Source organism: Bradyrhizobium sp. CCGUVB14 (genome assembly GCF_024199935.1).
GTDB lineage: Bacteria > Pseudomonadota > Alphaproteobacteria > Rhizobiales > Xanthobacteraceae > Bradyrhizobium.
In genome coordinates this window covers 9,211,535-9,230,272 of the sequence record NZ_JANADS010000001.1, presented here as the reverse complement: position 1 = coordinate 9,230,272, position 18,738 = coordinate 9,211,535, and the positions used below count along the sequence as shown (strand labels likewise).

General features: G+C 64.0%; 23 protein-coding genes. 8 read left to right on the top strand and 15 right to left on the bottom strand.

Features of this window, described 5'->3' with window-relative positions:
* Positions 1–111: 111 nt before the first annotated feature.
* Together NLM32_RS43225 and NLM32_RS43220 are read left to right on the top strand one after the other, a co-directional pair.
* On the top strand, positions 112–459 hold the full coding sequence (locus NLM32_RS43225) for a DUF3307 domain-containing protein (RefSeq protein WP_177248139.1): 348 nt from the start codon (positions 112–114) through the stop codon (positions 457–459).
* A 290-nt stretch (positions 460–749) separates the two neighbouring features.
* Positions 750–1,148 (top strand): hypothetical protein, encoded by a 399-nt coding sequence (locus NLM32_RS43220; protein WP_254134722.1) that lies wholly within the window; start codon positions 750–752, stop codon positions 1,146–1,148.
* On the opposite strand, the gene NLM32_RS43215 is transcribed toward NLM32_RS43220, so the two are convergent.
* Together NLM32_RS43215 and NLM32_RS43210 are read right to left on the bottom strand one after the other, a co-directional pair.
* Positions 1,145–1,459, bottom strand: coding sequence for a YkgJ family cysteine cluster protein (locus NLM32_RS43215; RefSeq protein WP_254134721.1), 315 nt, complete (start codon positions 1,457–1,459; stop codon positions 1,145–1,147). The two genes, NLM32_RS43220 and NLM32_RS43215, sit on opposite strands and share 4 nt — an antisense overlap.
* A gap of 19 nt (positions 1,460–1,478) precedes the next feature.
* Positions 1,479–2,177, bottom strand: coding sequence for a YafY family protein (locus NLM32_RS43210; protein WP_027530661.1), 699 nt, complete (start codon positions 2,175–2,177; stop codon positions 1,479–1,481).
* 112 nt (positions 2,178–2,289) lie between these two features.
* Between NLM32_RS43210 and NLM32_RS43205 the strand changes: the two genes are divergently transcribed.
* Positions 2,290–2,553 carry a hypothetical protein gene (locus tag NLM32_RS43205; RefSeq protein WP_254134720.1) on the top strand — a complete coding sequence of 88 codons (264 nt, stop codon included), beginning with the start codon at positions 2,290–2,292 and terminating at the stop codon, positions 2,551–2,553.
* Positions 2,554–2,591: 38 nt separating this feature from the next.
* Entirely contained in the window at positions 2,592–3,320 is a 729-nt protein-coding gene (locus NLM32_RS43200; RefSeq protein WP_254134719.1) for a glutathione S-transferase family protein, read from the top strand.
* Positions 3,321–3,398: 78 nt separating this feature from the next.
* On the opposite strand, the gene NLM32_RS43195 is transcribed toward NLM32_RS43200, so the two are convergent.
* From NLM32_RS43195 to NLM32_RS43155, 9 genes are all read right to left on the bottom strand, one after another.
* Positions 3,399–4,550 carry an ABC transporter substrate-binding protein gene (locus NLM32_RS43195; protein ID WP_254134718.1) on the bottom strand — a complete coding sequence of 384 codons (1,152 nt, stop codon included), beginning with the start codon at positions 4,548–4,550 and terminating at the stop codon, positions 3,399–3,401.
* A 90-nt stretch (positions 4,551–4,640) separates the two neighbouring features.
* Entirely contained in the window at positions 4,641–5,060 is a 420-nt protein-coding gene (locus NLM32_RS43190; RefSeq protein ID WP_254134717.1) for a thioesterase family protein, read from the bottom strand.
* A gap of 22 nt (positions 5,061–5,082) precedes the next feature.
* Complete coding sequence (locus NLM32_RS43185) at positions 5,083–5,844, bottom strand: SDR family NAD(P)-dependent oxidoreductase (RefSeq protein ID WP_254134716.1); 762 nt, start codon at positions 5,842–5,844, stop codon at positions 5,083–5,085.
* 22 nt (positions 5,845–5,866) lie between these two features.
* Complete coding sequence (locus NLM32_RS43180) at positions 5,867–7,750, bottom strand: feruloyl-CoA synthase (RefSeq protein ID WP_254134715.1); 1,884 nt, start codon at positions 7,748–7,750, stop codon at positions 5,867–5,869.
* On the bottom strand, positions 7,747–8,556 hold the full coding sequence (locus tag NLM32_RS43175) for a crotonase/enoyl-CoA hydratase family protein (protein WP_254134714.1): 810 nt from the start codon (positions 8,554–8,556) through the stop codon (positions 7,747–7,749). The genes NLM32_RS43180 and NLM32_RS43175 overlap by 4 nt, the downstream gene beginning before the upstream one ends.
* 227 nt (positions 8,557–8,783) lie before the next feature.
* Positions 8,784–9,245 (bottom strand): DUF3237 domain-containing protein, encoded by a 462-nt coding sequence (locus tag NLM32_RS43170; RefSeq protein WP_254134713.1) that lies wholly within the window; start codon positions 9,243–9,245, stop codon positions 8,784–8,786.
* 11 nt (positions 9,246–9,256) lie between these two features.
* Positions 9,257–10,576 (bottom strand): TRAP transporter large permease, encoded by a 1,320-nt coding sequence (locus NLM32_RS43165; protein WP_254134712.1) that lies wholly within the window; start codon positions 10,574–10,576, stop codon positions 9,257–9,259.
* 2 nt (positions 10,577–10,578) lie between these two features.
* Complete coding sequence (locus NLM32_RS43160; RefSeq protein ID WP_234684575.1) at positions 10,579–11,085, bottom strand: TRAP transporter small permease; 507 nt, start codon at positions 11,083–11,085, stop codon at positions 10,579–10,581.
* A gap of 74 nt (positions 11,086–11,159) precedes the next feature.
* Positions 11,160–12,176 (bottom strand): TRAP transporter substrate-binding protein, encoded by a 1,017-nt coding sequence (locus tag NLM32_RS43155; protein ID WP_254134711.1) that lies wholly within the window; start codon positions 12,174–12,176, stop codon positions 11,160–11,162.
* Positions 12,177–12,441: 265 nt separating this feature from the next.
* On the opposite strand from NLM32_RS43155, the gene pobA reads away from it, so the two are divergent.
* The gene (gene pobA, locus NLM32_RS43150) at positions 12,442–13,611 is read left to right on the top strand and encodes a 4-hydroxybenzoate 3-monooxygenase (RefSeq protein WP_254134710.1); all 1,170 of its coding nucleotides are present in this window, start codon (positions 12,442–12,444) and stop codon (positions 13,609–13,611) included.
* 225 nt (positions 13,612–13,836) lie between these two features.
* Positions 13,837–14,256, top strand: a complete 420-nt coding sequence (locus NLM32_RS43145) for a PaaI family thioesterase (protein ID WP_254134709.1) — start codon at positions 13,837–13,839, stop codon at positions 14,254–14,256.
* 3 nt (positions 14,257–14,259) lie between these two features.
* Here the strand turns inward: NLM32_RS43145 and NLM32_RS43140 are convergent, their stop codons facing one another.
* Complete coding sequence (locus NLM32_RS43140; protein ID WP_254134708.1) at positions 14,260–15,144, bottom strand: LysR family transcriptional regulator; 885 nt, start codon at positions 15,142–15,144, stop codon at positions 14,260–14,262.
* A 123-nt stretch (positions 15,145–15,267) separates the two neighbouring features.
* Between NLM32_RS43140 and NLM32_RS43135 the strand changes: the two genes are divergently transcribed.
* Positions 15,268–15,897, top strand: a complete 630-nt coding sequence (locus NLM32_RS43135; protein ID WP_254134707.1) for a pyridoxamine 5'-phosphate oxidase family protein — start codon at positions 15,268–15,270, stop codon at positions 15,895–15,897.
* Here the strand turns inward: NLM32_RS43135 and NLM32_RS43130 are convergent.
* Both NLM32_RS43130 and NLM32_RS43125 read right to left on the bottom strand, forming a co-directional pair.
* Complete coding sequence (locus NLM32_RS43130) at positions 15,894–16,979, bottom strand: AbrB family transcriptional regulator (protein WP_254134706.1); 1,086 nt, start codon at positions 16,977–16,979, stop codon at positions 15,894–15,896. The genes NLM32_RS43135 and NLM32_RS43130 overlap by 4 nt on opposite strands.
* 100 nt (positions 16,980–17,079) lie before the next feature.
* Positions 17,080–17,361, bottom strand: coding sequence for a PsiF family protein (locus tag NLM32_RS43125; RefSeq protein ID WP_254134705.1), 282 nt, complete (start codon positions 17,359–17,361; stop codon positions 17,080–17,082).
* A gap of 186 nt (positions 17,362–17,547) precedes the next feature.
* Between NLM32_RS43125 and NLM32_RS43120 the strand changes: the two genes are divergently transcribed.
* The gene (locus NLM32_RS43120) at positions 17,548–18,048 is read left to right on the top strand and encodes a hypothetical protein (protein ID WP_254134704.1); all 501 of its coding nucleotides are present in this window, start codon (positions 17,548–17,550) and stop codon (positions 18,046–18,048) included.
* Positions 18,049–18,155: 107 nt separating this feature from the next.
* Here the strand turns inward: NLM32_RS43120 and NLM32_RS43115 are convergent, their stop codons facing one another.
* The gene (locus NLM32_RS43115; RefSeq protein WP_254134703.1) at positions 18,156–18,704 is read right to left on the bottom strand and encodes a TetR/AcrR family transcriptional regulator; all 549 of its coding nucleotides are present in this window, start codon (positions 18,702–18,704) and stop codon (positions 18,156–18,158) included.
* Between the last annotated feature and the right edge of the window lie 34 nt (positions 18,705–18,738).

The window sequence follows — 18,738 nt, the reverse complement described above, 5'->3', positions numbered from 1 at the left end:
GAAGAAGTTGCGCTGAACGCTCCATTCTTTCTTTTCGATTCAACGAGGGCGTCAGCTTTGTCGTTTCCACCTCTGTCATCGGCGGTTCCGGTTGAAGCGCTCATTGGCTGGATGTTGCTGCTCACCTTCAAGCACATCATCGCCGATTTCGTGCTGCAGACCGCATGGATGGCGCACGGCAAGGACCAGAAGCACGGCTGGGCTTTGCCGCTTCTGGTGCACTGCCTGATTCACCTTGCAGTTGCGCTGCCGCTGATCCTGATCGTCGCACCGAAATTCTGGTTCGTGGCGCTCATCGACTTCGTCATTCACATCACGATCGACCGCGCCAAGGGACTGGTCTCGGCCAATTTCGGCGTCAACCAGGAGCACCCCTGGTTCTGGACCCTGATCGGCGTCGACCAGGCGCTGCACCATCTGACCGGCTTCGGCCTCTCCATCTTCATGGCGGCCAACTGAGGCTGCCTGCGGTCGGCTGCCCGGCCTCGTGGTTCGAGACGGCGCCTCGCGCCGCCTCACCATCAGGCGTTGGAATTTTTCGGTGGAAACAAACCTCATCCCGAGGAGCCGCCAGAGGCGGGCGTCTCGAAGGATGGCCGCAACGGCACCGCCGACCCCGTATTCAGCCCGGCAGGGGGCCGCTCCGATTCGCGCCATAACGGCAAGCACCCCGGGTGACTACCGCCCAGGGTGGTTAACCTTTCATTAGAGAATTGCGCTGCATCTTCCGGACACGAGGGAGAACTGCAATGTTTTCAAGCCGCGACGCTTATGAAAGCGATTTCTGCCCGGTTCGCGACGAGCTCCTTGGCGAGATGTACCGCGCCAGCGAGAGTGGCCTGCCGAGGCTGGTTGAGAGTGTTTCCCCTGACGCGCGCGCCAGGTTGGCGCTGTTTTGCTATCGCCGCAGCCATCTTCATTCGCTGGCCGTCGCGATCGCAGCCAGCTGCAGCGAGCGCGACTTGATCGAGAACGGCGGCCGTGTCGGCTCGACGCTCTATGCGCTGTCGCGCGAGGGCTCGTCCAAATCGCCGCCGTCGCTGTCGGGCGGCCGCAAGCCGATCAGCCTGTCGACCAAGCCGCTCTCGGTGCTCGCACCGCTGGACGACGAGATCGACGACGAGATCAGCGAAGCCGTCCCCGCTTAAGCGGTCACGATCACAGGCAGTCCGAACTTCCGCCGCGCCATCGCGCATTCGGCGTCGCCCGGCATGCAGGTGCGACACACCTCCGGCCGCATCGCGTAGATGCCGCACGCGGTTGCCTTGCCGATCTCGCCCTGCAACGCTGAACAGCGATCGCCTTCGCAGCGCATGCCGGATTGTCGCTCGTTGATGAGCGTCTCCGGAATCGCTGCAAGCTCCTCGTCGCTCTCGATCGAGAAGCGCGGCCAGTTCTGCGAATAGCCGCAGCAGGCGCCGCAGCTCTGGCAACAGCTCGACAGATCGATTTCTTCCATCCTCGTCACGTGTCCCTTGTCAGGTGTCCTTGGGCGGGCCCCAGACCAGGCTCTGCCGCCATTTCGCGCGCAGCACGTCGCGCCGCTCCGGATATCTTTCGTCGAGATAGGTCGCATCCACCACGCGGTCGGTGCGGAAGCTGCGGAAATCGCTGCGCAGCTCGCACCAGGCCGCGAGCAGGCGCACGGCTTCGAGATAGCCGACCGAGATCGGCCAGATCATGCGCTCGCTGGGCCGGCCCTGCTCGTCGCGATAGCGCAGCATGATCTTCTTGCCCTCGTGAATCTGGGTGCGCGTGCGCGCCATGTCCAGGCGGTCAGGCTCCCTGTTCCAGCTCGGGCGCGCGCGGCTCGCAGGCTCCAGCACGAAGGGGCGCAGGCGCTCGGGCACGGTGTCGGCGATCTTGGCCATCAAATCTTCGGCCGCGCGCGCCAGCGTGGAATCGGCGTGGCCCGCGACCCATTGCGCACCGAGCACCGCCGCCTCGATCTCGTCGGGTGTCAGCATCAAGGGGGGCAGGTCGAAACCTTTCTCCAGGATGTAGCCCATGCCGGCCTCGCCGCGGATCGGCACGCGCTGGCCCATCAGCGTTGCGATGTCGCGATAGATCGTTCGCTTCGACGTCTCGAGTTCGGCCGCAATTGCGTCCGCCGTCAGCGGCTTACGGGTGCGTCTCAGCACCTGGATGATCTGAAACAGCCGGTCGGCGCGTCTCATGACAATTCTCTCATCGGGGGCGGATCAGAAAACGGCGCGTGGCTGCTGACAGGATGTTGGCAGCAGGGGAGTTCTATACCGGGACAACACATCGACTGAAGAGGGTTTGTCCATGATCATTCCAATCCATCTCGGCCTGGTCGGTCCGTTGTGGCGGGCGCAGACCTCGTTGCATGCCAGAGTCCCTGGCCGCCTTGCGCTTTTCGATCTCACCGTCGTCGATCTCCGCGTTGCGCTTGCGACCCTGTTGGTACGTGCGCTGATCCAGGCTGCGGACGCGCTGGTCCGCCATGTCATGAGCCGCGCCTGGCGGGGGGCCCGTTTCGCAGAAGATATCACGGCTGCTGCCACCATGGTGGCAGCAGCCCGTCACTAGGTTCCGTCAACTCTTTCGGCAGGTTCAGGAGAGCTCCAATGATAACGCTTTACGGCTTTGGCACCGGCTTCGGCCTGCCGGAAATCAGCCCCTTCGTCACCAAGACCGAGGTGCAGCTCAAGATGGCGGGACTGCCCTACCGGAAGGAGCGCGCAATGCCCCCGGCTTCGCCGAAGGGGCAGCTGCCCTTCATCGACGACGGCGGCGAGGCGGTGGCCGATTCCACCTTCATCCGCGCCCATATCGAGCGCCGCTACGGCTTCGACTTCGACGCCGGCCTTTCCCTGCACGAACGCGCCCAGGCCTGGGCGTTCGAGCGCATGATCGAGCACCACGTCTATTGGTCGCTGGTCGGCGCGCGCTGGGTCGATGCTGCCAATTTCGCCAAGGGCCCTGCGCATTTCTTCGACGGGGCGCCCGAGCACAGCCGCGAGAAACTGCGCGAGGACGCGCAATTCCGCGTCGCCGAGAACTACCTGCTCTCCGGCCTCGGCCGTCATGGGCCCGATGACGATGTCGAGCTCGCGGTGCGCTCGTTGTTTGCGCTCTCGGTGCAGCTCGGCGACAAATCCTATCTGATGGGCAACAGGCCCAGCGGGGTCGACGCGACGGCGTTCGGCGCGCTCGCCGGAATTCTCACGCCGTTCTTCGAATCCCGTCTGCGCGAGCGCGCGGAAGGATTTCAAAACCTCACCGCCTATGTCGACCGGATGATGGACACCTACTATCCGGAGTTCGCCTGGACGCCGCTGCGGCAGGCGGCCTGATGCAGTCGCGCCGGTAACGCAAAACAAAAGAGCCGGCCCATCGGGCCGGCTCTCGTCGTATTGGAAACTCGTCGCTGCTTATTTCGCGAGCGTGTATTTGCCGTCCTTGACCGTAAGCAGGATGCGCGAGCGGTCGTCGAGGCCGTAGCGATCCTTTTCGGTGAAGTTGTAGACGCCCTGGCTTGCCGGGATTTCCCGCTCGGTCAGCCAGGCCTGGCGAATGGCCTCGCGGAACTCAGGCGTACCGGGCTTCGCCGTCTTCAGCGCGGTCGGGATGACGCGCTTCAGGACCTCGAAGGCGTCGTAGGAATGGCCGGCGAACTGGCTGCGGCTGTTCGGGCCGTATTTGCCCTCATAGGCGGAGTTGAGCGCCAGGCCCGGCTTCTTGGTGAGGGCGCTGTCGGGCTGGTCTTCGGGATCCATCACCGGGCCCGACGTCATCAGCACGCCCTCGGCGGCCTTACCGGCGATGCGGATGAAGTCCATGCTGGCCGCGCCGTGGGTCTGGTAGATCAGGCCCTGATAGCCGCGCTCACGCAGCTCGGTTTGCGGCAGCGCCGCGGCCGTGCCGGAAGCGCCGACCAGGATCGCGTCCGGATTGGCCGCGACGAGCTTGAGCACCTGTCCGGTCACCGACGTGTCGGGACGCGCAAAGCGCTCCTCGTCGACCATGGTCATGCCCATCGGCACGCCCTGGGTCTTGAAATCGTTGAACCAGAGATCGCCGTAGGAATCGGAGTAGCCGATATAGCCGACCGTCTTCACGTTGTGGGCCTTCATGTGCTCGTAGATCACCTTGCCCATGATCGGAATCGGCTGCGGCATCGACACCGACCACTTGGCGCGCTCGGGCGTGATCGGGAACGGCGCAAGGCCGAAATGCGGGATGCCGGCTTCGTTCGCCACGTTGGAGATCGCGATCGACGACGGCGTGATCGAGGAGCCCATGATGACGTCGGCTTTGGATTCGGTGACGAAGCGGCGCGCATTGGTGGTCGCGGTGGTCGGGTCGCCGCCGTCGTCGAGCACGATCACCTTCAGCGGCACGCCGCCGATCTCCTTCGGCACGAATTCCAGCGCGTTGCGTTCGGGGATGCCGAGGGCGGCACCGGGACCTGTGGTGGTCACGCTGATGCCGATGGTGATTTCGTTGGTCTGGGCCAGCACCGGCAGGGCCGGCAGCGCCAGCGCGGCCGCGGCGATGGCGGCGGTCAGGTAAAAGCGTTTCATCGATTCCTCCCTTTTCGTATTTCTTTGAAAGCAGAAATTCGGGGCTATTTCAGCCCCGTCTTTTGGTGATGCGGCGATTTAGCTCCGGATCTAACTCCCTATGAATTTCGCTACCATTTCCGGCGGAAACGGTGCCGATTTCAGCTTGTCGGGGTTAACGGGATCGCGGCCGACCAGGACGCGGGTCTCAAAACCTTCGATGGCGAGCGCATCGCCCTTGTAGACATTGTGCTTCACCTCGAAGCTCGAGCGCTTGATGCTCTCGATCTTCGTTTCGATGGTGATCCAGTCGCCATAGGTCGAGGGGATGTAGAACTTGGACCGCGTGTCGACCATGGGGATGCCCACCAGGCCGTATTTGCGGACCAGGTCCTGTTTTGAGAACCCGGCGACCTCGAACAGGGTCGAGGTCGAATCGTCGAACATCGCGAAATAGCGCGGATAGTAGACGATGTTGGCAGGGTCGCAGTCGCCCCACTGGATCTGGACGTCGCGCCGGTTCACGAACATGCGGGGCTCTTACTCTACGAAGTCACTTGGGCGCCATGCGTAGCGAGCCGTCGAGGCGCACCACTTCGCCGTTGAGGTAGGAGTTCTCGACCATGTGCAGCGCGAGCGCGGCGAACTCGTCGGCATGGCCGAGCCGGCGCGGGAAGGGGATCGCGGCGGCGAGCGAGTCCTGGGCTTCCTGCGGCAGGTTGGCCAGCAGCGGCGTCAGGAACAGGCCGGGCGCGATCGTCAGCACGCGAACACCGAACTGGGCCAGCTCGCGCGCGATCGGCAGCGTCATGCCGACGATACCGCCTTTCGAGGCCGAATAGGCTGATTGGCCGATCTGGCCGTCATAGGCGGCAACCGAGGCCGTGTTGATGATGACGCCGCGTTCGCCGCTCGCCTGCGGCTCGAGCTTGGACATCTCGGTCGCGGCGAGGCGCAGCATGTTGAAGGTGCCGATCAGATTGACCTTGATCACCTTGTCGAAATCGGCGAGCGCCATCGGGCCGTCACGGCCGACGACGCGCTTTGCCACGCCGATGCCGGCGCAATTGACCAGCACGCGGGCCGGGCCGTGGGCCTTGGCGGCCTGTGCAATCGCGGCTTCAGCGGAGGCGGCGTCGGAGACGTCGCAGGTCACGGCGACGCCCTTGATCTCGGCGGCAACGGTCTCCGCGAGCTTGGTGTTGAGATCGCACACTGCGACCTTGGCGCCCTGTGCCGCCAGCTTGCGAGCGGTGGCGGCGCCCAGTCCCGATGCGCCGCCGGTGACGACGGCTGCCTGATCCTTCAACAACATGGCGTTCTCCTTCGATGAATTCTTAGCCGACCGATATCACACGATCAGATGGATTGGCAGCGTAGAGCTCCTCGATCAGCGCGCCGCGATGCTCGAGCACCGCGCGCTGGTTGATCGAGCCCTTGTCGGTGACCTCGCCCTTGTCGATCGACAGCGGCGCGTCCAGCAGGATCGCGCGCGTGATCCGCGTCGAGGAGCCGGTGGCCGAAGAGAGGAAACGCGTGAGCCGCTCGCGAAAAGCTTCGCGCACCAATCTATCCCGGGCGGTGACGGCGAGACTATCGGCCGGCAGCGTCGGGTTGATCAGGCGGCAACCGTCGAGATCGAGCAGCACCAGCGCGGAGACCTCGTCGCGGTTGATGCCGGCGATAACGACGTCGCGCACCAGCGGCGCGCAGGCCGCGACGAAGCGCGCACGCAGCGGGCCGACGCTGACCCAGGTGCCGCTCGCGAGCTTGAAATCCTCGCTGACACGGCCGTCGAAATCGAAGCCGGCGTTGAGATCATCGGGATCGGCGGGCTTGAGCGCGTCGCCCATCTTGTAAAATCCCTCCTCGTCGAAGGATTTTGCGGTGATGTCGGGCTGGCGCCAGTAGCCGGGCATCACGTTCGGGCCCTTGGCGCGAACCTCCATCTTGCCGTTGTTCGGAACCAGCTTGGCGTCGTTACCCGAGACGGGAAGGCCGACATGGCCGGAGCGGCTGGTGCGCGGATTAACCGACATGAAGAATGGCGCGGTCTCGGTTGCGCCGAGGCCGGTCAGCATCGGCACGCGATAGCCTTTTTCCTTCACCGCGAGTTCGTCGAGACTGTTCCAGACGAAGGGCGACAGCGCCGCACCCGAGAAGAACATCGCATGCAGCCGGTCGAAGAACTTGGCACGAAGGCCCTGGTCGTCGCGCAAATAAGGCAGCAGCGACTCGTAGCCCTTGGGCACGTTGAAATAGACCGTCGGCGAAATCTCCTGGAGGTTGCGCACGGTCTCCTCGATGCCGCCGGGCATGGGCTTGCCGGCATCGAGATACATAGAGCCGCCGTTGTAGAGCGTCAGCCCGATATTGTGGTTGCCGCCAAAGGTGTGATTCCAGGGCAGCCAGTCGATGATGACGGGCGGCTCGTCCTTGAGGAAGGCGAGCGTCTCGCGCAGCATGACCTGGTTGGCGCAGATCATGCGCTGGGTGTTGATGACGGCCTTGGGATTGCCGGTCGAGCCCGACGTCAGCAGGAATTTTGCGATCGTATCGGGGCCGATTTTGCCATGCACCGCGTCGAGGTCGCTGCGAACAGGCGTTGCCATGAGGTCGGCGAGCAAGGTGACGTCGCGGCCGGGCACGCTGCCATAGGATGCGGCGATCTCGGTGCCGAGCGACACGTTGGCGGCAAGGGCGTCCGCGAACTTGTCGGCGTCCTCGGCGAAGACGAGGCCGGGCGTCAGCAGCTTCATCAGGTAAGAGAGCTTGCCGTAATCCTTCGACACCAGCGAATAGGCTGGCGATACCGGACAGAACGGAATGCCCGCATAGAACGCGCCGAACGCCAGCAGCGCATGATCGATCGAATTGCCGGAGAGGATGACGACCGGCCGCTCGGCCGACAAGCCGCGCTGGATCAGGCCCGAGGCGATGTGACGGCTCGCCGTGAGCAGCTCGGCATAGGTGATCTTGCGCCAGCCGTGGCCGCCTTCGCGCTCCGCCATGAACACGCGGTTCGGCGTCGTCGTCGCCCAGTGATGCAGGCGGTCGGTGATGCGGATGGGATAGTCGCCGAGCGGCTGCTTCGGCCGCAAATAGATCGTGCCATCGGCGCGACGATCGATGTCGATGACGGGATCGCCGAACGAGATCGGCCGCAGCGGAGAATTGCTCTCGCCGCGCTCTGTGCTGGAAGAGGACGGCTTCGCACTCATGATTTCGGCTTTACCTTGGCGGTCTTGTGCTCGAGGAATTCGCGAATCCTGCGCTTGGCCTCCTTGTCGCTCTGCGCGACGGTGGCCATCAGTGATTCCATCAGCAGGCCGGTCTGCGGATTGGCCTCCGCGATCATCGGCAATGCCTGGAGCACGGCGAAATTCGTCAGCGGTGCGTTCGACGCGATCTTGGTCGCGAGCTCCAGCGCCTTGGTGAGGCCGCTGCCGGCCTCGGTGACATATTGCGCAAAGCCGTAAGACGCCCCCTCGGTCGCGCTATAGACGCGGCCCGTCAGCATCATGTCCATCATGCGCGCGACGCCGATCAGCCGTGGCAGGCGCACCGAGCCGCCGCCGCCGACGAAGATGCCGCGCTGGCCCTCAGGCAGCGCGAAATAGGCTGTGGGCTCGGCGACGCGAATGTGGGCGGAGCAGGCAAGCTCGAGCCCGCCGCCGATCACCGCACCCTTGAGCGCCGCGATCACGGGCACGCGGCTGTACTGGATGCGGTCGAACACCCGGTGCCACATTTGAGAGTGGAGGAGCCCGCCCGTGGCGTCGTGATCCTGAAGTTCGGAGAGGTCGAGGCCGCTGGAGAAATGATCGCCGATGCCGTGAATGACGACCGCGCCGATGTCCTCGGGCAGGGACGCAAAACATTCGCCGATTTCAAGGATGATGCCGTCGTTGAGCGCATTGCGCTTGGCCGGCCGGTTCAGACCCACGGTCAGAACCCGGTCCACCCTCTCGATTTGAAGCAGCCCGGAGGCGCCCGCGGCAGCGGTTTCGGCGTTTCCCTGTGTCATTTGCGTCCTTATCAGAATAGTTATGTTGTATAACGAATTCTGCGGGAGTCAATATGGGGCCGGCGCCGTGGCCTTCACATTCGATGTCGTCCCGGCGAAAGCCGGAATCCATAGTCCCAGGGAGAAATTTGGCGAAGATTCGTCGTCCGACGCTCCTACCGTCCGCGATCGATAGATCACGCGGTATGGGTCCCGGCGTTCGCCGGGACGACGGCCGAGTGTGTAGCTCACACCACCTGGTGGACGTCGATCACCACCCGGTCCGCATGCCGCGCCGCTGAGCCCACAAAGATGTGCTCCATCAGCCAGCGGTACGTCTCGTGCCCCGTCTCGAATTTCGGCACGGTCCGGAAGTAGATCAGTTTCGGATCGACCGGCTCGCCGCGCTTGAGCTTTTGCAAGAGGTCGACCGGGCCGAAGCGCATGCCCTTGTTCTCGACATAGACGATGGCGCCGTCGTCGGTCTCGAAGGCGTATTTGGCTTCGAGATCGATCAGCTCGTTCGGGCGGATGGTCTGGAAGTCGGCGCCGAAGGGCAGCACCTTGCCGGTGATCGCACCTGTCACCTCGCCACCGATGATCGGGATGATGCGACGGACGCCGATGCCGGTTTCGCCGGCGGTGATGACGTCGCCGATTTTTGCGGTGATGGTGAAGGCGTATCTTGTCTCGAGTGTCGGTGTGGTCATCGCTTCACCCTTCAATGCGCCATCATGCGCGTCGGCAGCCAGGTCGCCAGCAGCGGGAACGCGATCAAAATCACCAGACGCACCAGGTCGGTCGCCACGAACGGAATCACGCCCTTGAAGATGGTGGAGAAGGAGACGTCCTTCACCACGCTCTTGATGACAAAGACGTTCATGCCGACCGGCGGATGGATCAGGCCGAGTTCGACGGTCATGACGATGATGACGCCGAACCAGATCGGATCGAAGCCGAGATGCGTGATGACCGGGAAGATGATCGGTACGGTCAGGATGATCATCGCCATGGCATCCATCAGGCAGCCGAGCACGAGATACATCACCATGATCAGCGCCAGCACGCCGTAGGGGCCCAAGCCCAGGCCGGTGAGGAATTCCGTCACTTTCTGCGGCGTCTGCGTCACCGTGAGGAAATAGCCGAAGATCAGCGCACCGATCAGTACGGTGAACACGGCCGCCGCCGTGCGCGTTGCCTGGAGCAGCGAAGCCAGGATCTTCTCGCGATCGAGCCGGCCCGTGACGACGCCGATGATGAAAGCACCGGTGGCGCCGACGCCGCCGGCTTCCGTCGGCGTGAAGCGCGGCAGGAACGGCAGGCCGTAGAGGCCGCCGATCACGAACACGAACAGCAGCACCGGCGCCCAGATGTCCTTCAGGCCGGCGAAGCGCTCGCGCCAGGGCAGCACCTTGCCCTTGGGCAGGAAGTCGGGGCGTAAATAGCCGATCAGAAAGATCGTGATCATGTACATGGTCATCGCCAGCAGGCCCGGAATGATGCCGGCGATGAAGAGTTTTCCGATGTCCTGCTCGGTGATGATGCCGTAGACGGCAAGCACGGTGGAGGGCGGCAGCATCGCACCCAGCGTGCCGCCGGCCGCAATCACGCCGGTGGCAAAGGATTGCGGATAGCCGAAGCGGCGCATCTCCGGGTAGGCGACCGCCGAGAACGTCGCCGCGGTCGCGACCGACGAGCCGCAGATCGCGGCAAAGCCGCCGCAGGCGCCGACGGTGGCAATGCCGAGGCCGCCGCGCAAGTGCCCGACAAAGCCGTTGGCGGCGCGGAACAACTCGCGGCTCATGCCGGAATTGCTGACGAAGGAGCCCATCAGCAGAAACATCGGGATGACGCCGAAGGTGTAGTCGGTCACCGTGCGCATCGAGGTCTGGCCGACCAGCTTCAACGCCGGCGTTGCGCCGACCAGATAGGAGAAGCCGGAGACGCCGACGAGGCCCATCGCCATGCCGACGGGCACGCGCAGCAGCATCAGAGCGAACAGGGAAACGAAGCCGATAACGGCGACGGCATCGGTGCTCATGATTACTCCGTCGCCTTGAGCTTGGGGTCGTGCATCTCTTCGGGATGGAAGATCAGCCGGTAGGTGCGGATCGCGATCAGCAGAACAGCCGAAACGTCACCGATCCAGGCGATCGCGAAGAACGGCCAGGTCGGCATGTGCATGTCGAACGTCTGGACGTTGTCGTTGTAGGTGCCGCGAACCTTGTCGAACAGCGTCCAGGTCTGCACGGTGACGACGAACAGCAGCACCAGCGTCGCGAACACGTCGATCCAGCGCTGATAGCGCGGCCCGACATTGCCCCAGACCAGGTCGACCGTGATGTGGGTCCCGCGATAGGAGGTCGCGGCGATGCCCCAGAAAATGAGGATGCCGAGCAGCATGCGGCCGATGTCGAAGCTGTCGGGAATCGAATAGTTCAGCGTGTTGCGCAGCAGCACCGACAGAAAGATGTCGAGCGCGACGATGCCGACGAAGGCAGCGGCGATCCATTCGATCGAGTCGATGACGCGATCCATCCAGCGCTTCATGGGTGGAGGGTCCTCAAATTTGCAGGAAAGCGGCGGCGGAACGATTCCCGCCGCCGCTTCTGTTTCGGTGAAAACTACTCCGCCAGCGCGTTGTACTTCTTCAACGACGCCTTCAAATCCGCCAGCGCTGCGTCGGGATCGATGCCGGCCTTCTTGGCGCCATCACCCCAGGTCTTGACCAGCGGCTCGGACGCCTTCTTCCAGGCGGCGGTCTGGTCCGGCGTCAGCTTGTAGACCTCGTGGCCTTCCTCCGCCTTCACCTTGTCGATGCCGGCATCCTCGAACTTGCCCCAGTGCTCGCCGACCACGCCGGCCATTTCGGTCGAGCAGTTCTTGTCGATCGCGGCCTTCTGCTTGTCGGACATTGCGTCGTACTTGTCCTTGTTCATCACGAACACGAAGGTCGTGGTGTAGAGCGGCGCCTCCATATGGTACTTCGTGACCTTGTCGATGCCGAACAGCACCAGCGAGCCCCAGGGGAAGGTGACGCCGTCGGCGACGCCGCGCTCGATGATGTCGCGCACTTCAGGCGCGGAGGACTGCACATTGGTGCCGCCGAGCGCGGTGACGAAATTCGCCATGGTGGCGTGAGCCGGGCGGATCTTCATGCCCTTCACGTCCTCCGGCATCACGATCTTCTTGGTGCGGGAGTGGAAGGAGGAGGGCGAGTGGACGAAGGCGAGGCAGTATTTGACGTCCTTCATCTCCTTCGCGGCATATTTGCGATACCAGGCGTCCAGGCCCTCCGAGCCGCCCTTGGCATCCGAGATCAGGAACGGCAATTCGCCGGCGCCGATGATCGGGAAGCGGCCGGGCTGGTAGCCGGGATTGACATAAGTGACGTCAGCGATGCCGTCGCGCGCCATGTCGTAATGGTCAAAAGCCTTGCCGAGCTGCTGGGCCGGAAACACCTTGCCCGTGATGGTGCCGCCGGAATCCTTGTTCACCGCGGCCACCCAGTCTTCCAGAGATTTTTGCAGCGGATGCGACGCCGGCACCCAATGCGAGACCTTCAGGTCAAAAGTCTTGTCCTGCGCGAACGCAGGCGTCACGCTTGCTGCCAGCAGCAAAGCCAGACAGGCTTTCCTCATCGGTCGTGTCTCCCTCTTTTCGACGGCGGGCTTCGCTGGCCCGGCCTCATTAATTAACATGTTATCTAATTGGCTGGCGCGTTCAAGCCGGAACTGCCGCGGCGTGCCGCCGCGTCATCTATGTCAGCCATGTTGCATGGATTTGTCGCGATGCGGCGACGAGCACTCCCCTTTTGCCCAACCGTTATATGATATAATTATCGCGCGCGGACGACCGCCACAAGCGAGCCGCGACGAAAGCCTACAGGATCGGGAGGAGCAAGTATTGCGGACAAAAGTCGCAATCATCGGGGCCGGGCCGGCAGGATTGTTGCTTGGGCAACTTCTGCACCAATACGGCATCGACAATGTCATTCTTGAGCGGCAGAGCCCGGATTACGTGCTGGGCCGCATCCGCGCCGGTCTCCTGGAGGAGGGAACGGTCGGGCTGCTCGACCAGATCGGCGCCGGCGCGCGGGCGCATGCCGAAGGCCTGGTGCATGAGGGTATCGAGCTCGCCTTCGATGGCCGCCGTCATCGCATCGACATGAAGGCCGCGACCGGCAAGACGGTCATGATCTATGGCCAGACCGAGGTCACGCTCGACCTGATGAATGCGCGGAAAGCGGCAGGCCTCATCACCGTCTACGAAGCCAAGGATGTGCAGCCGCACGATTTCGACGGCAGTCACCCGCGCGTAACCTGGGTCAAGGACGGCATCACCCACACGCTCGATTGCGACTTCATCGCCGGCTGCGACGGCTTTCACGGCGTCAGCCGCGCCAGCGTCCCGGCCTCGGCGATCGCCGAGTTCGAGCGGGTCTATCCGTTCGGCTGGCTCGGCATTCTTTCAGAGACGCCGCCGGTCAGCCACGAGCTGATCTATTCCAACCATGCCCGCGGCTTTGCACTCTGCACCATGCGCTCGCTGAAGCGCAGCCGACATTATTTGCAGTGCTCGCTCAACGACCATGTCGACGAGTGGCCCGACGATCGCTTCTGGGACGAATTGAAGCGCCGGCTCGACCAGGAGGCCGCCGACAGTCTTGTGACAGGCCCCTCGATCGAGAAGAGCATCGCGCCGCTGCGCAGCTTCGTCGCCGAGCCGATGCGCTTCGGCAAGATGTTTTTGTGCGGCGATGCTGCCCACATCGTGCCGCCGACCGGCGCCAAGGGGCTGAACCTGGCGGCAAGCGATGCGCATTACCTGTCGGGCGCGCTCCGGGAATTCTACGACGAGAAATCGAGCGCGGGGATCGATGCCTATTCCGCCAGGGCGCTGGCGCGGGTCTGGAAGGCCGTGCGCTTCTCCTGGTGGATGACATCGATGCTGCACAAATTCCCTGATAACGGCAGCATCGGCGCACGCATCCAGGTTGCCGAGCTCGACTACGTCACGCAGTCGCAGGCCGCGATGACGTCGCTGTCGGAGAATTACGTGGGGTTGCCGTTTTAGGAAGGTGCCGTAGGGTGGGCAAAGGCGCGAAGCGCCGTGCCCACGTCTTCCTATAATTGCGAAAGCTCGTGGGCACGCTTCGCTTTGCCCACCCTACGGCACCGTCCTTGCGGCCCGTCCATTTCAAACACCCGCGCAAATCTCGTTTAAAACTTTGTAATTGATGCGTCCGTCACGTCCATCGCGTTCAATGGCAACAATCATTGCAACGGATACGAGACACGCATGACCGACACCGCCATCCCCGCAGGTTTCGAGCCGCATCTCCGCAGCGGTCCGCTCACGGAGCCCTGGAAACCGATCTACGCAAAGAAAACCGAGAAGGCCTTCATCCTCGGTCTTCGGCTGGACCGGCCGCATACCAACGGCCGTGGCATGATTCACGGGGGCCTCATCGCAGCACTTGCAGACAATGCGATGGGCTACAGCTGCGCGCAGGCGACGGGCTGGACCACCTCGTTCGTGACGGTCTCGCTCACGGTTGATTTCGTCGGCCAAGCGGGGATCGGCCAGTGGCTTGCCATCGAGAGCGACGTGATCAAGACCGGCAAGACCATCTGCTTCGCGCAGTGCCTGGCGAAGGCCGATGATGTCGTGATCGCGCGCGCCAGCGGGACGTTTCGCGTGGTGCCGAGGAAGGCGTAAGACCTACCCAAATCGCCAATCCGCCGTCTCCACGACGAGATCGATGAACGCGCGCACCTTGGCCGAGAGCAGGCGCGAGGTCGGATAGACGATGTGGATCGGCAGGGCCGGCTGCTCGTATTTCGCCAGCAGGATCTTCAGCCGCCCGCTCTTCAAGCCGTCGGCGGCCTGATAGGCCAGCACGCGCGTGATGCCGCCGCCGGCCTCGGCATATTGCAGGGCGGCGTCGGCGCTGTTGCTGGTGAAGCGCGGGGACGGCGCCACCTCGATATCGCGGCCGTCCTGCGCGAAGCGCCACGCTATCGCGGGACCGAACAGGATGGTCTGATGCTCGGTCAGCGCCTCCGGCGTCTTCGGCTCGCCATGGCGCTTCAAATAACCGGGCGTGGCCACCGTGATCCGCCGCATCTCGCCGACCTGGCGCGCAACCAGTGAGGAATCGGCGAGGTGGCCGATACGGACGGCGGCATCGACGGCGTCCTCCACGAGGTTGACGAGGTTGTCCGAGAGCCTGAGCTCGCAGGCGACCTCGGGATAGCGTTTGAGATAGGTGGTCATGACGGGGCCGACATGCAGCCGCCCGAAGCCGACCGGGGCCGACACCACCAGCTTTCCGCTCGGCCGGTTGCGCTCCTCCCGCGCCGAGCCGTCGGCCTCCTCGACGTCGGCGAGGATTCGACGGGCGCGTTCCAGATAGCGGGTGCCGACGTCGGTCAATCTCACCTGCCGGGTGGTCCGCTGCAGCAGCCGCGCGCCGAGATGCTCTTCCAGCGCAGCAATCAGTCGTGTCACCGCCGAGGGCGACAGCCGTAGCTTGCGCGCCGCGGGCGCAAAGCCGCGCAGATCGGCGACGGTGACGAACACGTGCATGGCTTCCAGGCGATCCATGGGCATTATTGCATATATTGCAACGATGAAGTGTCAATAGGTCCGATTGTTTTGATCGCCGGAAGGTCCATTTTAATCCCCGAAAGACGCAGAGATGCGCCGGAATTTTCAGGAGATATTCCGATGACCGCAGTCCACACCTATGCCAGCGACGTCGCCTTTACCCCCGCGGTGAAGGCGATCCAGGCGCGCAAGGGCTCGCGCGAAGCCTATGGCCGCGTCGAGCAGCGCGGCTGGCGCACCGAGGTCGATGAAAACCTCGAGGCATTTCTCGCCGACGCCAACAGCTTCTATTTCTCCACGGCCTCGGCGGACGGCCAGCCCTATATCCAGCATCGCGGCGGCCCGAAGGGGTTTCTGAAGGTGCTGGACAAGCAGACGCTCGCCTTCGCCGACTATGCCGGCAATCAGCAATATCTGACCCAGGGCAATCTCTCGGAGAGCCCCAAGGCCTACATCTTCGTGATGGACTATGCCCATCGCCGCCGGGTCAAGATCTGGGGCGAGGCGCGCGTGGTCGAGGACGACGATGCGCTGACGGACGCGCTGATGCCGAAAGGCTATCGCGCCCGGCCCGAGCAGGTGATCGTGTTCAAGATCGCGGCCTGGGACACCAATTGCCCGCAGCACATTCCGCAGAAGTTCGACGCCGCGGATGTGGCGGCGGCGCTGGCGGCGAGGGACCAGCGGATTGCGGAGCTCGAGGCGCAGGTCGCGGCGCTGACGGGGCAGGCGACGCCAGCGGAACGCTAATCGTCGACGTCGTCCTGCGTGCGGCCGAACAGATGCACGATGCCCGGCGTCGCGATGGTGACGAACACGAAGCGCGAAAGGTGATGGGCGCCGACGAAGATCGGATCGATGTGTAGCGTCAGTGCCAGCGCCAGCATGGCGTCCATCGCGCCGGGCGCAAAGGCAACGACGACGTCGGAGAACTTCACCTGCGTCGTGATTGCCACGATACCGACGAAGATCGAGGAGACGGCGATCGCCACGGCGAACGAGCCGAGCGCGGCGTTGATGTGGCCGGCCAGCGTCTTGATCCGCATCCGGGCAAAGCGGCTGCCGATCAGCGCGCCGATGCCGACCAGCGCGACACCGCGCACCCAGTTCGGCAGACCGCCCTCGACCCACCCCGCGCCATGCAGCACGCTGGAGGCGATCATCGCGCCGAACATCCAGCTTGCCGGAAACTTGATCAGACGCAGCACGAGCGACGCCGCCAGCGATGCGGCCACCAGCTCCAGAAGATCGAGCGGCGAAGCAATGGCCGTCGTCAGCGATGGCGCGACGGAGGGGGCGACGCCCGCGATCGCCAGCACCATCGGCAGCGCCGCGGTGAGGATGATCACGCGCATGGTCTGCACCACCGCGATGCCTGGCAGGTCGGCGCCGCGCTCAACCGCCAAAATCGTGATCTGTGACAGCGCGCCGGGGCTGCCGGCGAGGAAAGCCGACGTACGGTCCCAGCCGTGGACGCGCTGCAAGTAATAGCTCGAGCCGAAGGTCGAGCAGAATGTCGCGAGCGCCAGCAGCCCGATGGTGAGCGGGTAGGCGCTGACCTGCTGGATCAGATGGCGCGAAACGACGGAGCCCAGCGAAATGCCGAGCAGCACCAGCACAGTCTGGGTCAGGAGCGGCGGCACCGAAAGCTGGCGTCCGGCAATCGCGGCAATCCCGACCGCAATCATCGATCCCGAGATCAATCCGCCCGGAAGGCCCGCGGCCAGAAAGGCCAGGCCCCCGGCGGCGCCGATGACGAGCGTCTCCGCGGTGCTCAAAACCTTGGCACGGCTCGGCCATTCGAACGGGAGGGAGGCGGTGATTTGCTTCACGCCGCCTTATCGCAAATCGGCGAGAGGCGCACAATTGCAGGCTCGTCATGCCGCAATGCGTGCGCCTCCCGCCAAAGGCGAGGGGAGGATTGTGACGGATTTACTTCTTGTCGGCGGCAGGCGCAGGAGCAGCAGCGCCACCGGCCTTCGCGGTCTTGATGCACTCGGAGCGGAATTTCTTGCGCTCCTTGCCATGCAGGCCCTTGGCGTCCGCCTGCTTGGAGCATTCGAGCGACTCGGCCGAGTGCTCCTTCGGCGCCTTCTTGTCGGTGGTGGCAGCGGCATCGGTCTTTGCGGCCGGCGCAGCGGTCTGCGCGAAGGCAGTGCCGGTGGCGAACAGCGAGGCGATCGCGACGACGGCGAGGCGGGTGGCGAGGGTCATGGTGTGGCTCTTCTTGCGAGAGTTGCGGAGGAGCGCGAACGTCGGCCTGCCTTGCTGAACGCCACATGAATAATCCTGAACGGTGCGATCACTATATTTTGGCTCCGAACCCCATCGCTTCCTTGTCGGAAGTCCGGGGCACGCTAGGATAGCAATCCTCGTTTGCTTCCCTGAGGGAGACCAAGGATGACCATTCAAGCCAAATTGTTGTCTGCGATTGCGGCGTCGAGCGTTGCCGCGCTGATGGCGAGTGCGCCGGCGCAGGCGCTGACCTCGCAGGAGTGCAGTGCGAAATACCAGGCCGCCAAGAAGGACGGCTCGCTCGGCACCATGAAGTGGAATGACTTCCGCAAGGCCCAGTGCGGCGCCGATGCAACTCCGGCTGCCGCACCGACAGCGGCGGCCCCGGCAGCGCCCGCGCCTGCTGCCGAGCCCAAGGCGGCCGCGAAGAAGGAGGCGGCTCCCGTCGCCGCCCCGGCGCCGACCATGCCGATGGGCAACGCCGTCTTCCCGAACGCGGTCGATGCCAAATACGCCAAGGAGAGCGCGGGCAAGGCTCGCCTCCACACCTGCGTCGACCAGTACAACGCCAACAAGGCCACCAACGGCAATGGCGGCATGAAGTGGATCGAGAAGGGCGGCGGCTATTACAGCGAATGCAACAAGAAGCTGAAGGGCGCCGCCTGAGCTTCAAACTGACGCCGAGGCCGGAGCCAAGCTCCGGCCTCTTGCTTAGGTTATTGTTAGAGCATGATCTTTTCGGAAAGCCGCTTCACACTTTTCCGGATCATGCTCTAGTCCAGCAATTTCTCGGCCGATTTCGCCACGAGCTGCGACCGCTTGCGCGGGCCGCGCTCGACGAACAACAGGCTTTGGCCGAAGATGAAGCAATAGAACAGGAACGCCTGCGCCTCGGCCTCCTCGGGCTCGAGACCGGTCGCGCGATAGAGCTCGGCAACGTGCTTCAGCCGGGCTGCATCCACGCTCGCCACCGCCGCAGCGGCGCTCTCGTCGGAGCGCGCCCACTGCCGGATCGCGAGCTCGATCGCCATGCCCTCCGGATTGAGCCGCTCGGAATAGAGCTGGATCACCGCCCTCAGCCGCTCGCGGGGCGCTTGCCCGTCCAGGCTGGTCTGCTGTGCGATTGATGCCGAGCGTCCCTCGCGCCAGTGCACCAGCATGGCGTCGAGCAGCGCGGCGCGGTCGGCGAAGCGGCGGTAGAAGCCGCCCTTGGTGACGCCCAAATTCTTGGCGAGCACCTCGACCCGTACCCCTTCGACCCCAGCGCGGGCGAGCTCGGTAAACCCTGCCTCGACCCAGACATCGCCCTTGCCGTCGTTCATGAAGGAAGCCTCACCGGTTCTTGATACGGTGCCG

Excerpts from the sequence above, each read along its gene's own strand:
- NLM32_RS43135 (WP_254134707.1), top strand. The coding sequence starts at position 15,268 with ATGACCGCAGTCCACACCTATGCCAGCGACGTCGCCTTTACCCCCGCG.
- NLM32_RS43220 (WP_254134722.1), top strand. The coding sequence starts at position 750 with ATGTTTTCAAGCCGCGACGCTTATGAAAGCGATTTCTGCCCGGTTCGC.
- NLM32_RS43180 (WP_254134715.1), bottom strand. The coding sequence starts at position 7,750 with ATGAGTGCGAAGCCGTCCTCTTCCAGCACAGAGCGCGGCGAGAGCAAT.
- NLM32_RS43175 (WP_254134714.1), bottom strand. The coding sequence starts at position 8,556 with ATGACACAGGGAAACGCCGAAACCGCTGCCGCGGGCGCCTCCGGGCTG.
- NLM32_RS43165 (WP_254134712.1), bottom strand. The coding sequence starts at position 10,576 with ATGAGCACCGATGCCGTCGCCGTTATCGGCTTCGTTTCCCTGTTCGCT.
- NLM32_RS43160 (WP_234684575.1), bottom strand. The coding sequence starts at position 11,085 with ATGAAGCGCTGGATGGATCGCGTCATCGACTCGATCGAATGGATCGCC.
- NLM32_RS43125 (WP_254134705.1), bottom strand. The coding sequence starts at position 17,361 with ATGACCCTCGCCACCCGCCTCGCCGTCGTCGCGATCGCCTCGCTGTTC.
- NLM32_RS43190 (WP_254134717.1), bottom strand. The coding sequence starts at position 5,060 with ATGTTCGTGAACCGGCGCGACGTCCAGATCCAGTGGGGCGACTGCGAC.
- NLM32_RS43200 (WP_254134719.1), top strand. The coding sequence starts at position 2,592 with ATGATAACGCTTTACGGCTTTGGCACCGGCTTCGGCCTGCCGGAAATC.
- NLM32_RS43205 (WP_254134720.1), top strand. The coding sequence starts at position 2,290 with ATGATCATTCCAATCCATCTCGGCCTGGTCGGTCCGTTGTGGCGGGCG.
- NLM32_RS43225 (WP_177248139.1), top strand. The coding sequence starts at position 112 with ATGTTGCTGCTCACCTTCAAGCACATCATCGCCGATTTCGTGCTGCAG.
- NLM32_RS43170 (WP_254134713.1), bottom strand. The coding sequence starts at position 9,245 with ATGACCACACCGACACTCGAGACAAGATACGCCTTCACCATCACCGCA.
- NLM32_RS43145 (WP_254134709.1), top strand. The coding sequence starts at position 13,837 with ATGACCGACACCGCCATCCCCGCAGGTTTCGAGCCGCATCTCCGCAGC.
- NLM32_RS43195 (WP_254134718.1), bottom strand. The coding sequence starts at position 4,550 with ATGAAACGCTTTTACCTGACCGCCGCCATCGCCGCGGCCGCGCTGGCG.
- NLM32_RS43155 (WP_254134711.1), bottom strand. The coding sequence starts at position 12,176 with ATGAGGAAAGCCTGTCTGGCTTTGCTGCTGGCAGCAAGCGTGACGCCT.
- NLM32_RS43115 (WP_254134703.1), bottom strand. The coding sequence starts at position 18,704 with ATGAACGACGGCAAGGGCGATGTCTGGGTCGAGGCAGGGTTTACCGAG.
- NLM32_RS43140 (WP_254134708.1), bottom strand. The coding sequence starts at position 15,144 with ATGGATCGCCTGGAAGCCATGCACGTGTTCGTCACCGTCGCCGATCTG.
- NLM32_RS43120 (WP_254134704.1), top strand. The coding sequence starts at position 17,548 with ATGACCATTCAAGCCAAATTGTTGTCTGCGATTGCGGCGTCGAGCGTT.
- NLM32_RS43185 (WP_254134716.1), bottom strand. The coding sequence starts at position 5,844 with ATGTTGTTGAAGGATCAGGCAGCCGTCGTCACCGGCGGCGCATCGGGA.
- NLM32_RS43210 (WP_027530661.1), bottom strand. The coding sequence starts at position 2,177 with ATGAGACGCGCCGACCGGCTGTTTCAGATCATCCAGGTGCTGAGACGC.
- NLM32_RS43215 (WP_254134721.1), bottom strand. The coding sequence starts at position 1,459 with ATGGAAGAAATCGATCTGTCGAGCTGTTGCCAGAGCTGCGGCGCCTGC.